General features: G+C 31.3%; 11 protein-coding genes and 1 other RNA gene. All 12 read left to right on the top strand.

Annotated features, from left to right (window positions below; translation table 11 throughout):
- Window positions 1-52: 52 nt before the first annotated feature.
- Window positions 53-1087 carry a sugar-binding transcriptional regulator gene (locus RH99_RS09030; RefSeq protein ID WP_010236813.1) on the top strand — a complete coding sequence of 345 codons (1035 nt, stop codon included), beginning with the start codon at window positions 53-55 and terminating at the stop codon, window positions 1085-1087.
- A gap of 137 nt (window positions 1088-1224) precedes the next feature.
- A complete protein-coding gene (gene gap / locus RH99_RS09025) occupies window positions 1225-2229 on the top strand; it encodes a type I glyceraldehyde-3-phosphate dehydrogenase (protein WP_010236811.1) in 1005 nt (334 codons plus the stop codon).
- 171 nt (window positions 2230-2400) lie between these two features.
- Window positions 2401-3594 (top strand): phosphoglycerate kinase, encoded by a 1194-nt coding sequence (locus tag RH99_RS09020; RefSeq protein WP_010236809.1) that lies wholly within the window; start codon window positions 2401-2403, stop codon window positions 3592-3594.
- 210 nt (window positions 3595-3804) lie between these two features.
- Window positions 3805-4554, top strand: a complete 750-nt coding sequence (gene tpiA, locus RH99_RS09015; protein ID WP_010236807.1) for a triose-phosphate isomerase — start codon at window positions 3805-3807, stop codon at window positions 4552-4554.
- A gap of 360 nt (window positions 4555-4914) precedes the next feature.
- Window positions 4915-6447 (top strand): 2,3-bisphosphoglycerate-independent phosphoglycerate mutase, encoded by a 1533-nt coding sequence (gpmI, locus tag RH99_RS09010; RefSeq protein ID WP_010236805.1) that lies wholly within the window; start codon window positions 4915-4917, stop codon window positions 6445-6447.
- A gap of 190 nt (window positions 6448-6637) precedes the next feature.
- Window positions 6638-7933 (top strand): phosphopyruvate hydratase, encoded by a 1296-nt coding sequence (gene eno / locus RH99_RS09005; protein WP_010236802.1) that lies wholly within the window; start codon window positions 6638-6640, stop codon window positions 7931-7933.
- A 260-nt stretch (window positions 7934-8193) separates the two neighbouring features.
- Window positions 8194-8436 carry a preprotein translocase subunit SecG gene (gene secG, locus RH99_RS09000; protein ID WP_010236800.1) on the top strand — a complete coding sequence of 81 codons (243 nt, stop codon included), beginning with the start codon at window positions 8194-8196 and terminating at the stop codon, window positions 8434-8436.
- Window positions 8437-8900: 464 nt separating this feature from the next.
- Window positions 8901-11171 (top strand): ribonuclease R, encoded by a 2271-nt coding sequence (rnr, locus tag RH99_RS08995; protein WP_010236799.1) that lies wholly within the window; start codon window positions 8901-8903, stop codon window positions 11169-11171.
- A 290-nt stretch (window positions 11172-11461) separates the two neighbouring features.
- A complete protein-coding gene (gene smpB / locus RH99_RS08990; protein WP_010236797.1) occupies window positions 11462-11935 on the top strand; it encodes an SsrA-binding protein SmpB in 474 nt (157 codons plus the stop codon).
- Between the two features lie 216 nt (window positions 11936-12151).
- Window positions 12152-12508, top strand: a transfer-messenger RNA (tmRNA) gene (gene ssrA, locus RH99_RS18590).
- A gap of 213 nt (window positions 12509-12721) precedes the next feature.
- Window positions 12722-13789 carry an iron-containing alcohol dehydrogenase family protein gene (locus RH99_RS08985; protein WP_010236796.1) on the top strand — a complete coding sequence of 356 codons (1068 nt, stop codon included), beginning with the start codon at window positions 12722-12724 and terminating at the stop codon, window positions 13787-13789.
- Between the two features lie 279 nt (window positions 13790-14068).
- Window positions 14069-14749: a ribose 5-phosphate isomerase A gene (gene rpiA, locus RH99_RS08980; protein ID WP_010236794.1), complete on the top strand. Its 681-nt coding sequence runs from the start codon at window positions 14069-14071 to the stop codon at window positions 14747-14749.
- The last annotated feature ends 162 nt before the right edge of the window (window positions 14750-14911 follow it).

Raw genomic sequence — 14911 nt, 5'->3', positions numbered from 1 at the left:
TGGGACATGAATTGAGTTACTGGGACATCATGAGGCCAGGGGAGTGGTTTAATTGCAGGAAATTTTAAAGTTGCAGCAAAAAATTGTTCCAGAGCTTATGGATTTGCTTGAAAAGAGATATAATATACTTAGAGCAATTTATTACAATCAGCCAGTAGGACGGAGAATTTTGGCGAACCATTTAGAAATGGGAGAGAGAGTAGTTAGAACAGAGATTAATTTTTTAAAGAAACAAAATTTAATCAATATAAGTACTCCAGGAATGTCTGTTACAGTTGAAGGTGAAGAAGTAATTGATAAGCTTAAAGATTTTATACATGAGTTTAGAGGGCTAAGTGAAATAGAAGAATCTCTAAGACAAATCTTAAGAATTAAAAAAGTTATAATTGTGCCAGGAGATGTAGAAGAAGATCATACAGTGATGAATGAGCTTGGAAGAACTGCGGCACAGTATGTAAGGGGAATTATTAAAGATAATACAGTAGTAGCTGTTACTGGTGGGGCTACGGTGAAAGAAGTAATTGATAATTTACCTCGTATCCCATATTTTAAAAATACCATAGTTGTTCCAGCAAGAGGGGCTATGGAGAGAAAGGTAGAAACAGAAGCAAATACGCTTGCTGCAAGCCTAGCAAATAAATTGGGGGCAAATTACAGACTTTTAAATGTTCCAGAAAATTTAAGTGATTTAGCATTCAGCACAATTCTTAACGAAAAAAGCATTAAGAATGTTATAGATATATTGCATAAAGCTGATGTTGTTATTTATGGAATAGGTCGAGCTGATGAAATGAGTGCAAGACGAGGTTTGAGTGAAGAAGAAATTAATATCATATTAAAAAAAGGGTCTGTTGGAGAAGCTTTTGGTTATTATTTTAACAAAAAAGGCGAAGTGGTACACTCAACACCATCAATAGGCTTAAAAATTGAAGATATTAGAAATCTTGAAAATCTCATAGCTGTAGCAGGAGGAAAGTCAAAAGCTGATGCCATAGTATCTACTCAGCTTAATAATAAAAAAAATATACTTATTACTGATGAAAGTACTGCTATGGAAATGTTAAGAATAATTAATGATATTTACTGAACAATTATTTGTTAAATTATAAATAAGGTATTTATTTATAACAATTGTCAAATAATATGTTCTGTTAATATATAAATTGCTAATAATTATAGATTTACATATAATTTTAGAATATTTTATTTTGGAGGTAGTTAATAATGACAAAAGTAGCTATTAACGGTTTTGGAAGAATAGGAAGATTAGCTTTAAGAAGAATTCTTGAAGTACCTGGTTTAGAGGTTGTTGCAATCAACGACTTAACTGATGCAAAAATGTTAGCACACTTATTTAAATATGATTCATCACAAGGTAGATTCAATGGTGAAATTGAAGTTAAAGAAGGAGCTTTCGTTGTTAACGGTAAAGAAGTTAAAGTTTTCGCTGAAGCAGATCCTGAAAAATTACCATGGGGAGAACTAGGAATAGATGTTGTTCTTGAATGTACTGGTTTCTTCACAAAGAAAGAAAAAGCTGAAGCTCACGTAAGAGCTGGCGCTAAAAAAGTTGTTATTTCAGCTCCTGCTGGAAACGACTTAAAGACAGTAGTATTCAATGTTAACAATGATGATCTTGATGGAACTGAAACAGTTATATCAGGTGCATCATGTACAACTAACTGCTTAGCTCCAATGGCTAAAGTATTAAACGATAAATTTGGAATTGAAAAAGGATTTATGACTACAATCCATGCATACACTAATGACCAAAATACATTAGATGGCCCACACAAAAAAGGTGATTTCAGAAGAGCTAGAGCTGCTGCTGTTAGCATAATTCCTAATTCAACTGGTGCTGCTAAAGCTATTGCACAAGTTATTCCAGAATTAAAAGGTAAATTAGACGGAAATGCTCAAAGAGTTCCAGTTCCAACTGGTTCAATAACTGAATTAGTTTCAGTTCTTAAAAAGAATACTACAGTTGAAGAAATCAATGCTGCTATGAAAGAAGCTGCAAATGAATCTTTCGGATATACTGAAGATGAAATAGTTTCTGCAGATGTTGTTGGAATAGCTTATGGTTCATTATTTGATGCAACTTTAACTAAAATTGTAGATGTTAATGGATCACAATTAGTTAAAACTGTTTCTTGGTATGATAATGAAATGTCATATACTTCACAGTTAATAAGAACTTTAGAATATTTTGCTAAAATTGCAAAATAGTTTTAAAAGTTAATAATTTATATTGTAGAGTGTAAACATAGTAATTAATAAGGTCTGGTTTTGTAGTTAAGGCTATGAGGCTAGGCCTTTTTAACCTAAATAGGTAAATAAAGATCTTAATTCATATAGATATAGTATTTTTAAAAAATAATTTTTATGAGGTGAAATAAAATGTCATATAATAAAAAGACAATTGAAGACATCGATGTTAAAGGTAAAAGAGTATTAGTAAGATGCGATTTTAACGTTCCATTAAAAGATGGAGTTATAACTGATGAAAATAGACTTAATGGTGCACTTCCAACTATAAAATATTTAATAGAAAAAGGCGGAAAGGTTATTCTTTGCTCACATCTTGGAAAAGCTAAAGGACCAGATCCAAAGTTAACTCTTGCACCAGTTGCAAAAAGACTTTCAGAATTACTTGGAAAAGAAGTTGTTTTTGCAGCAGATGATACTGTTGTAGGAGAAAATGCTAAAAAGGCTGTTGAAAACTTAAAAGAAGGAGAAGTTGTTCTTCTTCAAAATACAAGATACAGAAAAGAAGAAGGAAAGAATGAAGAAAACTTCTCAAAAGAATTAGCTTCACTTGCTGATGTATATGTAAATGATGCTTTTGGTACAGCTCATAGAGCTCACTGCTCAACAGTTGGTGTAACTCAATTCGTTAAAACTGCTGCATGTGGATACTTAATCCAAAAAGAATTAAAATTCTTAGGAGAAGCAGTAGAAAATCCAGTAAGACCATTTGTAGCTATTCTTGGTGGAGCTAAAGTTTCAGATAAAATCAATGTTATAAATAATCTTCTTGAAAAAGTTGATACATTAATCATTGGTGGAGGAATGGCTTATACATTCTTAAAAGGTCAAGGATATACAATTGGTAAATCTCTTGTAGAAGAAGATAAAGTTGAATATGCAAAAGAAATGATTGAAAAAGCTAAAGCTAAGGGCGTAAAATTATTACTTCCTATTGATAATGTAGTTGGAGCAGAATTTAGTGCGGATACTAAACCTGTAACTACTGAAGATGCTAATATCCCAGAAGGATATATGGGTCTTGATATTGGACCTAAAACTGCTGGAGAATATGCTGCAGCTGTTAAAGAAGCTAAAACAGTTATCTGGAACGGACCAATGGGAGTATTTGAATTTGAAAACTTTGCTAAAGGAACAATAGCTGTTGCTAAAGCTATGGCTGAAGCTGATGCTACAACCGTTATAGGTGGTGGAGATAGTGCTGCTGCTGTTAACCAATTAGGATTTGGAGACAAAATGACTCATATTTCAACTGGTGGTGGTGCTTCACTTGAATTCTTAGAAGGAAAAGAACTTCCTGGAATTGCTGCACTTAATGATAAATAATTTAGGGTATAAGAATAGAAAAACACTGTACATATTTTTCTATTCTTGTGGATTTATAAATTTTGCCACTAGGTGATAATAATTATTTATTAGTAATGTTTACAAATTTTCTGAAAATGGTATAATATACATGAAGAATCAAATGAGTGTAAAACAAAAAATTAATATAAGATATTAATTTTATAATATAGAATCGGAGCGTGAATTATAATGAGTAGAACACCAATAATAGCTGGAAACTGGAAATTAAACAATACAATTAGTGAATCTTTAAAATTGGTTGAAGAATTGAAACCACTTGTTAAAGATGCAAAGGCAGAAGTTGTTGTAGCACCTACTTCTATTGCTTTAGAAGCAGTTGTAAAAGCTGTCAAAGGAACAAACGTTAAAGTAGCTGCACAAAATGCTCATTTTGAAGAAAATGGAGCTTTTACTGGAGAAATATCTCTAAAAGCACTTCAAGAATTAGGGGTACAATATGTAATACTTGGACACAGTGAAAGAAGACAATATTTCAATGAAACAGATGAAGCATTAAATAAAAAAGTAAAAGCTGCATTTGCACATGGAATAGTTCCAATACTTTGCTGCGGAGAAACTCTTGAAGAAAGAGAAGCAAATGTAACTAATGAAGTTACAGGAAAACAAATAAAGTTAGATTTAGCTGGTCTAAATGCTGATGAAGCAGCTAAAGTTGTAATAGCTTATGAACCAATTTGGGCTATAGGAACTGGTAAAACTGCTACAGATGAACAAGCTAATGAAACAATAGGAGCTATAAGAAAAACTGTTGCTGGAGTTTTCGGACAGGAAGTTGCTGATAAAGTAAGAATTCAGTACGGTGGATCAGTTAAACCTGGAACAATAAAAGCTCAAATGGAAAAACCAGAAATAGATGGAGCATTAGTTGGTGGAGCTAGCCTAAAAGCTGCTGATTTTGCTGCTATCGTTAATTTCTAAACATAGCTTTAAAAAAATAATAAAATTGTGTCGTAGCGGAGTAGTTTATGTTGGAGCGGAGTAGTATATTAATAGAATATTTCTTTGAATTAAATAAGAAAATTTATTTGTAATAAATAATAGCCGAAGTGAAAAATTTAATATAAATTCTATACACTTCGGCTTTAAATATAATAATTAATAGAGGTCTATTTGGTAAAGTATTAACAATTTATAGTATAACTTTAGTATACTATAGAGTAAATAATTTTAAGTATAATTTATAAAGTTGAAAGTAGCATATAGAATCAGTAAGGTTAATTATATTTTCTTGATTCGTATGTTAATATATATTAATTATAAGCAGATGGAGGAATTGAAATGGCTAAAAAACCTGTTATGTTAATGATTTTAGATGGATTGGGGCTAACTGATAAAGTAGATGGAAATGCAGTAAAGGCAGCTAAAAAACCAAACATAGATAATGTATTTACACATTATTATAGTACAACTTTAGGGGCTAGTGGGTTAAGTGTTGGACTACCAGATGGACAAATGGGAAATTCAGAAGTTGGACATTTAAACATTGGTGCAGGAAGAGTAGTGTATCAATCACTTACTAGAATAACTAAAGCAATTAGTGATGGTGAATTATTCAAAAATGAAGCTTTAATTAAAGCAACAGATAATGCAATAAATAATGATTCAACTTTACATTTAATTGGATTGTTATCACCTGGTGGAGTTCATTCACACATTGAACATTTAAAAGGTCTATTAAAGCTTGCTAAACAAAAAGGTGTTAAAAAAGTATTTGTACATGCTTTCTTAGACGGTAGAGATGTGGCACCAGGTTCAGCAAAGGGATATGTAACAGAGATTGAAGATTACATGAAAGAAATTGGTGTTGGTAAATTAGCTACTGTGTCTGGAAGATACTATGCAATGGATAGAGATAATAGATGGGAAAGAGTACAACTTGCATACAATGCAATAGTACTTGGAAAAGGTGAAACTGCAAATAGTGCATCAGAAGCTGTAGAAAAATCTTATCATGATAATAAGACAGATGAATTTGTTCTTCCAACTGTTATAGTTGAAGATGGTAAACCACTAACTACAATACAAAATAATGACTCAGTAATATTCTTTAACTTTAGACCTGATAGGGCTAGAGAGCTAACAAGAGCTATAAATGATAAAGAATTTGATGGTTTTGAAAGAGAAACTTTAAACTTAACTTTTGTAACTTTAACAGAATATGACTCAACATTAAAAGGTGTTGAAGTTGCTTATAAACCTGAGCATCTTAATAATACTTTAGGAGAATATGTAAGCAGCCTTGGTAAAAAGCAATTGAGAATTGCTGAAACTGAAAAATATGCTCATGTAACTTTTTTCTTTAATGGTGGAGTTGAAGAACCTAATAAAGATGAAGATAGAGCATTAATATCTTCTCCAAAGGTTGCAACTTATGACCTTAAACCTGAAATGAGCGCTTATGAAGTTACTGATGAATTATTAAAAAGATTGGATTCAGATCAATATGATATGATAATATTAAACTTTGCTAATCCTGATATGGTTGGACATACTGGTGTGTTTGAAGCAGCTAAAGCAGCAATAGAAGCTGTAGATGTATGTTTAGGAAAAGTTGTGGATAAGATACTAGAGAAAGATGGTACTGTATTTATAACAGCGGATCATGGTAATGCAGAACAGATGTTAGATTATTCCACAGGAAAGCCAATGACAGCACATACAACTGATCCTGTACCATTTGTATATGTAAGTAATAATTCAAAAGAAATGAGAGATGGTGGAGTACTTGCAGATATAGCTCCTACAATGCTTGAAGTTATGGGACTTGAAGTACCAGCTGAAATGACAGGAAAAAGTTTAATAAAAAAATAAAAATAGGGCATAATAGCTAATGGAATTTTTATGGGTAAGGTGTCATTATTTAAAATAGATTATATAGATAATTTGTATTATAAATTAGGGGTTAGTAATAGGTTAAATAATACTATACTTATTTTAGAGAGTATTTATTCTAGATTAAATGTAGTTTATTAATAAATAATTTTCATGGGAGGAATTTAATATGAGATACGAAGTTGAAATTGTGGATGTCTATGCTAGACAAATTTTGGATTCAAGAGCTATGCCTACAGTGGAGGTAGAGGTTACTTTAGATGATGGAACTACAGGAAGAGCCGCTGTTCCATCAGGTGCTTCTACAGGAATATTCGAAGCAGTAGAGCTTAGAGATGATGATAAAAATATATATAATGGTAAAGGAGTATTAAAAGCTGTTGATAATGTCAATAACACAATAGCTCCAGAACTTATAGGTATGAGTGTTTTCGATCAAGTGGCAATTGATCGTGCTTTAATTAAAATAGATGGCACAGATAACAAGGCAAAACTTGGTGCCAATGCAACGCTTGGTGTTTCTTTGGCAGTAGCAAGAGCAGCAGCAGCATATCTTGGAATAAGCTTATATTCATATATAGGTGGAGTAAATGCAAAAGTTCTACCTGTTCCTATGATGAACATATTAAATGGTGGTAAACATGCAGATAATAATGTAGATCTTCAAGAATTTATGGTTATGCCAGTAGGAGCTAAAAGTTTTAGTGAAGCACTTAGAATGGGTTCAGAAGTGTATCATGCACTAAAAGCTAATCTAAAAGCTAAAGGCCTTGACACAGCTGTAGGTGATGAAGGTGGTTTCGCACCAAACCTAAAGAGTAATGAAGAAGCTATTGAAATTATAGTTGAAGCTATAAAAGCAGCAGGATATGAACCAGGGAAAGATGCATTTATTGCTCTTGATCCAGCTTCATCAGAATTCTATGAAGACGGAAAATACAACCTTGCAGGTGAGGGAAAAGTTTTAACAGAATCAGAAATGGTAGATTTCTATGAAAACTTAGTAAACAAATATCCAATAATCTCCATAGAAGATGGTATGGCTGAAGATGATTGGGAAGGTTGGAAACAAATCACTGATAGACTTGGTAGCAAGATTCAACTTGTTGGAGATGATTTGTTTGTAACTAACACTGCTAGATTGACAACTGGAATTGAAAAAGGTGTTGCAAACTCAGTTTTAATTAAACTAAACCAAATTGGAACATTAACTGAAACATTGAACACTATAGAAATGGCTGAAAGGGCAGGATATACTGCTGTTGTCTCCCATAGATCAGGTGAAACTGAAGATACAACTATAGCAGATTTAGTTGTTGCAGTTAATGCAGGACAAATTAAAACAGGTGCACCAGCAAGATCAGAAAGAGTTGCAAAATATAATCAACTTTTAAGAATAGAAGAAGAGCTTGGAGAAATTGGAGAATACAGAGGTCTTAAAGCATTCTATAACTTAAAGAAATAGTAATTTAGATTTATTGTTAATTTATAAATTCAAATGCATGATAAAACCACTTGGTGAATTATTCATCAGGTGGTTTTAAATTTTAAAATACTAGTTCTAATTCAGCGAATAAATAAGATTTTTTATATTGTAATAAATGAATGAATATGCTAAAATAAATAGTATTGGTTATAATATTTAAAATAGACATAAAGACTCAAGGTTAAACTTTAAGAGTTCTTACATAAAATAGATTAAACTATCTTAGGAGGGTTTTAGGAGTGTACAATCTTTTAATTATTATTCAAATAATATCAGCTATTGTTATTATAGCTTCTGTATTAATGCAACCTAGCAAAATGGACGGATTTACTAATTTTGTTTCAGGAACAACAGATACGTTTTTTTCAAGAAATAAGTCAAAGACACGTGAGTCTATGTTAGCTAAAGTAACTATTGTTTTTTCTATAATATTTGCACTTGTAGTTATTGCACAAAATCTACCAACATTTGTACAAAAATAAGGTAAGTTAAGGTATAATTCTATTAGTACTTAGGATTATATCTTTTTTTGTTGTGGACTTCTGTTTATTATGAATTTATTTCACAGTTTATAATACTTAGAAGTTTAGAACTATAATAATATAGAAATTTATATAATCATATATGTTTATATATGTACGGTCGCTAGTAAAATCTGTGAATCTTATAATCATGTCTATTAGGCATATGAAAATAAATAGTAAGTCAAAGATGCGACGTATATTTTGAAGTCTACAAGGAAACAGGTCCTGAGGATAGTGAGCTATCTGAGGGTTCTGTTGACCTGACTAGTTATTTATTTGAATGTGCCTTAAAGCATGCACATGCTATACTGTAAATAGAATGAAAGTTAATATTTACATCATAAGTAAAAAGTATTGTTGAATATTATTGCCTATAATAGTTAAAAATTAAAGTATATATTATTTTGAATGGAGATGAATTTATGAATTTAAGAGAAAAGATAGTGGCATTTATGCGAGAGCAGGCATATAAGCCAATGAATATATTAGAACTTTCTAGAATGTTTGATATAAAAAAGTCAGATGCTAAAACTTTTAAACAGCTTTTAAATGATATGGAGCAAGAAGGTCTTATAGTTAAAAATAGGACAAAACACTATGGTATTCCGGAAAAAATGGGACTTGTAGTGGGAAAGCTTCAGGGAAATGCAAAGGGATTTGGTTTTGTCATATGTGATTTAGAAAGACCAGATATATTTATTGCTAGTTCTTCTATGAACGGGGCTATGAATGGTGACAAGGTGGTTGCCAAGATAACTAGAGAAGAAAACGGTGGTAAAAAGTGTGAAGGTGAAATCATAAGAATACTAGAAAGATCTAATAAAACTATAATTGGAGTATACGAAGACAGTAAAAATTTTGGATTTGTAGTTCCAGAGGATGTTAGAATACACCAAGATGTTTTTATACCCAAAAGTGTTAGGGGAAAAGCTAAAACTGGAGATGTGGTTATTGCCGAAATATTAGAATGGCCAGAAAAGAGAAGAAATCCAGAAGGTAAGATAATAGAAATATTGGGTAGAAAAGAAGACAAGGGAGTAGATATACTTACGATTATAAAAAAACATAAGCTTCCAGAAGAGTTTCCTGATAAAGTATTAAAATTTGCAGAAAATATACCAGATACTATACCAGAAGAAGAGTATAAGAAAAGAAAAGATTTAAGAGATATAAAGATGGTTACCATTGATGGAGAAGATGCTAAGGATCTTGATGATGCTGTGTCTCTACAAAAATTAGATAATGGAAATTACTATTTAGGCGTCCATATTGCAGATGTTTCAAATTATGTTAGAGAAAAGAATCCGCTAGATAAGGAAGCTCTTTTAAGAGGAACTTCTGTTTATCTCATAGATAGGGTTATACCAATGCTTCCAAGAAAACTTTCTAATGGCATATGCAGTTTAAATCCTAAAGTGGATAGATTAGCCCTTAGTTGTTTTATGGAAATAGATAATAATGGTAAAGTTATTAATCATGACATATTTGAAAGTATAATAAAGACAAATGAGAGAATGACCTATACAGATGTAACTAAGATATTAAAGAATGAAGATAAAGAAGTTATAAAAAGATATGATTACTTGTATGATGATTTTATAGCAATGGGAAAACTCTGTGATATTCTGCACAAGAGAAGAATGAATAGAGGAGCTATAGATTTTGATTTTCAAGAAAGTAAAATTATATTAAATGAACAGGGAAAGCCAATTGATATAAAACCCTATGAAAGAGCCATAGCAAACAGAGTTATAGAAGAGTTTATGCTAGTGTGCAATGAAACTATAGCAGAGCACATGTTCTGGACCAATCTTCCTTTTGTATATAGAATACATGAAGATCCAGATACGGAAAAATTAGAACATTTTAATGAATTTGCTCATAACCTTGGATATGTAGTTAAATGGGGAAGCAGCAAAGTTCATCCAAAAGAATTACAGAAAATCATTGAAGAAGTTAAGGATAAAAAAGAAGAAACGGTGGTAAGTACATTGTTACTTAGGTCCTTAAAACAAGCAAGATATTCACCAGAATGTGTAGGCCATTTTGGTCTTGCTGCTAAATATTATTGTCATTTTACTTCACCAATAAGAAGGTATCCTGATCTTATGATTCATAGAATAATAAAGGAATTTTTACATGGAAATATAGATGGAGAAAGATCAAAAAAATTGATTGGTATAGTAGATTATGCTTCAGTGCAATCTTCAGAGAGAGAAAGAGTAGCCCAGGATGCAGAAAGAGAAGTAGATGATCTTAAGAAAGCTGAGTATATGAAAGATAAAATTGGGGAGGAATACGATGGTATTATATCTTCTGTAACTAGCTTCGGAATGTTTGTAGAACTTCCAAACACTATTGAAGGTCTCGTTCATATAAGTGATTTAAGTGATGATTATTACATCTATGATGAAAAGCATCTTTGCCTTATAGGTGAAAGAACTAAGAAAGTATATAGACTTGGTGATGAAGTTAGAATAAAAGTACAAAAAGTTGATTTGGCTTCTCATGAAATTTACTTTAAAATAGCTAAGGAAAATGATGATGAATTTAAAGAAAATGATTTGTCAGAGGAAAGCACGGTAGATCATGATGACTTAGACTTAGAAAATATAGAAGAAATTCATCCTGTAAGAGCAGTGAAAGATATAGGTGATATATATAAACCTGAAACAAGTGAAGATGAAGAATAATTAGAGCAAATTTATATAATATAAGTGGGATTAGAATTATACATTGTAGCCTTCAAAATATACGTCGCATCTTTGACTTACTATTTATTTTCATATGCCTAATAGATGCAATTAAATAAAATATATATTATAATGAAGATAACTTATTACAACATAGATATAAGGATTAATGCTATAAACAGAGTTGATTTTGGTATTAGTCCTTTTTATGAGTGAAATCCACAATTTGACTTTTTAAAAGTAATAGAGTATAATTATGTATTACAATGAAGTAGAAGTAGGTGTTTTTAATGGCAAAGAAGAACTCAACGAATAAGTCTTTAGCTGAGAATAGAAAAGCTAGACATGATTATTTTATAGAAGAATCAATGGAGTGTGGAGTAGAACTTGTAGGTACAGAAGTAAAGTCTATAAGACTTGGAAAAGCTAATCTTAAGGATAGCTATGCAGAGATAGTCAATGGTGAAGTTTTTATGTGTAACGTACATATAAGTCCCTATGAACAAGGTAACATATTTAATAGGGATTCTCTTAGAAAGAGAAAATTACTTTTGCACAAAGACGAGATAAGAAAACTTGATGCATACACTTCTCAAAAAGGATATACCCTAGTGCCCCTATCATTATATCTTAAAAATGGGAGAGTTAAAGTTCAGCTTTCTGTAGGTAGAGGTAAAAAAGATTATGATAAGAGAGATGTAATGCTAGAAAAAGCTGCCAAGAGAGAAATTGACAGACAAATGAAGGATAGAATGAGACAATAGAAAAGATATGCAATTTTTTATTGAAATTACCACTTGATTAACTTATTAATATGGTGTAGTATGTAGTTACAGTAATTAATAAACAAATAAAATTTAATATAGTTTTGAAAGCTATTGTTTTGCGTATGACCTTTGTTACAATGTGAAATATTAGTTCCACTGAGTGGTTAGTATTTTACAATAAATACTTTCATATTTATGAAAGTAACATGACAAGGGGGCGTACTTGGTTTCGACGGGGATACGTTGTAACTAAGAAGCGAGTCGAGGGATCCTGTGGACCCGCGTTAAAAAACTACGGGATTAAATATAAACGCTAAAAACGATAATTTAGCTTTAGCAGCGTAGTCTGCTACGTCCGCCTTTTGAGTCCCGCGACTTAAGGATGGGCGCCGACAGCGGGGAAACGAGTCTAGGAAAGCTTTGACCTAGAAACGGAATTTATGAAGCTACTAAAGTCAGAAGCCTGCCTTTCGGCGTCTGATGGAGGGAATGTCAAAAGAAAGACTGCACTCGGAGATGCTTAGGTATTACTATTTTCGGACAGGGGTTCGACACCCCTCGCCTCCACCAATGAATATAAATCCACATTGAAAATAATTTCGATGTGGATTTTTTAGTATATAAAAAATGTTACCATCGAATTGCGATAAACACATGAATTAGTTATAATAATTATGTGAAGAAAATAGAAATTACAAGTTTAATTTCTTTACAAACGGTCTTATTAATAATAAAATATTAAAAAATAGTATTTAACTAAAAATTAATAAAGGGATGATTAACATGAGTTATAGTGTTTTTTTACCAAGTTACAGTATAGGAACAGATGTTTATGATAGAATAAAGGAAATCTGTTCGAGTTATGGTAAAACTGTAATTGTTATTGGTGGTAAAACTGCTATGGAAAAAGCAAATGAAGAGATAAAAACGGCTGTGGCAGACAGCTCACTGGAAATTTTGGATTCTATTTGGTATGGTGGAGATTCTTCTTTTGAGAATGTAGAAATGTTAAAAGAAAATTCTTTAGTACATAAAGCTGATATGATATTTGCTGTTGGTGGTGGACGTGCGATAGATACTTGTAAAGTCCTTGCACATCATTTGAATAAGCCCATATTTACTTTTCCGACGATTGCTTCTAACTGTGCACCTTGTACTGCAGTGTGTGTTATGTATGATAATAAGGGTGTTTTTAAAGAGTTATATTTTAGAGATAAACCAGCTAATCACGCTTTTATATGTACTAAAATAATTGCAGAAGCACCTAAGGTATTTCTATGGGCAGGAATTGGTGATGCCTTAAGCAAACAGTATGAATGTACTTTTTCTTCTCGTAATGATGAACTTGAACACTTTAATGCACTAGGAGTTCAAATTAGTAAAATATGTACGGAACCTTTGTTGAAAAATGGTAAAAAAGCTTTAGAGGACTGTGAAGCAGATATTGCCAGTTATGAATTAGAACAGGTTACCCTAGATATTATTATTAGTACAGGTCTTGTTTCCAATCTTGTTATTAATGATTACAATAGTTGTCTTGCTCATTCAATATATTATGGTATGACATTATTAAAGCAGATTGAAAAAAATCACTTACATGGAGAAGTTGTTTCCTATGGTGTATTGGTTTTATTATTGTGCGATAAACAATTTGATGAACTAGCTAAAGTGTACAAGTTTTGTAAGAGTGTTGGATTACCAACAAAACTTTCAGATTTAGAAGTTACAAAAGAAGAAATTGGACAAGTAATCACTAAAGCTTCACAAACAGGAGACATTGTTCATGTACCTTATGAAATTACCTATGAAATGATAGAAGACTCAATTTTAAAATTAGAAGAATATGTTTAGGAATATGTAAAATTTTCATAAGTACACATAAAGATTGAATTTCAAAATATAATTAGAAAAGTAGCACTATCAAAAGTTATTGTAAATTTCAATGGCTTTTCATAGTGCTTTTTATATGAAAAAATATATAAATTACTAAATTTTATTTCTTGTAAATATATTTTGAGAAAAGAAATTTAATTTCATATAAAATGTGTTGACGAAAAAATAAACTTATATTATTATAAAACTATAGAGTATAAAATTTAATAAGATGATTATTTTAAGGGGGAAAAACAGTTGAATAGTGATGATTTAAAAAAAGAATGTGCTAAAGAAGCTCTAAAATATATAAAGACTGATAGTATAATAGGTCTAGGTGGGGGTAGTACTATATCTCACTTAATAGGATATATAAAGGAAGATAAAAATCTTAAGGTTAAGGTTGTAACTCCGTCTTTTAAGACGAAAATGCTTTGCATAGATAATGGTTTAGAAGTTCTTCACAATTGTTCTGTGGATAAAGTATCAGTAGCCTTTGATGGTTGCGATGAAGTGGATGAAAATTTAAATGCACTAAAAAGTGGTGGTGGAATTCACACTAAGGAGAAACTAATTGCAAGTATGTCTGAAGATTATATACTACTTGTAGACAAGGCTAAATTTTCAAAAATATTAACTTTTAAGCATCCAGTAGTATTGGAAGTTATACCGGATTCTTTGAAATATGTAGAAAGAAAAGTTAAAGAATTAGGTGGATTACCTACTCTTAGAACCAGTAATGCAAAGGATGGAGGAACAATAACTGAAGGTGGAAATTTACTGATTGATGCAGCCTTTAGTGATGTGAAAAATATTGGGGAACTTGAAAATAATTTGAAGAATATTTCTGGAGTTGTTGATACATCTTTGTTTACAAAGGTAGTTACTAAAGTATTAATTACTGATGAAGAGGGTACTAGAGTGATTTCTAAAAATTAGTGGACTTAAAGAACTAAAATTCCTGCTATGATGGTCATTGAAACACTATTTTTATTATTGACCGCTGAAAAAAGAGATGCCTATGAGTGGATTAGTGAACATGAACAATCTATGGCAGATGATAAGATTTAATTATAAAAAAGCACTAATTAACAAAGCGTA

It is taken from the genome of Clostridium arbusti SL206 (assembly GCF_000246895.1).
GTDB lineage: Bacteria > Bacillota > Clostridia > Clostridiales > Clostridiaceae > Clostridium_I > Clostridium_I arbusti.
The sequence above is the reverse complement of the archived record's forward strand: the minus strand, read 5'-3'. Positions and strand labels throughout refer to the sequence as shown.

Bases quoted from the DNA above. Each gene is read 5' to 3' on its own strand.
- tpiA (WP_010236807.1), top strand. From the start codon at position 3,805: ATGAGTAGAACACCAATAATAGCTGGAAACTGGAAATTAAACAATACA.
- rnr (WP_010236799.1), top strand. From the start codon at position 8,901: ATGAATTTAAGAGAAAAGATAGTGGCATTTATGCGAGAGCAGGCATAT.
- gap (WP_010236811.1), top strand. From the start codon at position 1,225: ATGACAAAAGTAGCTATTAACGGTTTTGGAAGAATAGGAAGATTAGCT.
- smpB (WP_010236797.1), top strand. From the start codon at position 11,462: ATGGCAAAGAAGAACTCAACGAATAAGTCTTTAGCTGAGAATAGAAAA.
- eno (WP_010236802.1), top strand. From the start codon at position 6,638: ATGAGATACGAAGTTGAAATTGTGGATGTCTATGCTAGACAAATTTTG.
- RH99_RS09020 (WP_010236809.1), top strand. From the start codon at position 2,401: ATGTCATATAATAAAAAGACAATTGAAGACATCGATGTTAAAGGTAAA.
- RH99_RS08985 (WP_010236796.1), top strand. From the start codon at position 12,722: ATGAGTTATAGTGTTTTTTTACCAAGTTACAGTATAGGAACAGATGTT.
- gpmI (WP_010236805.1), top strand. From the start codon at position 4,915: ATGGCTAAAAAACCTGTTATGTTAATGATTTTAGATGGATTGGGGCTA.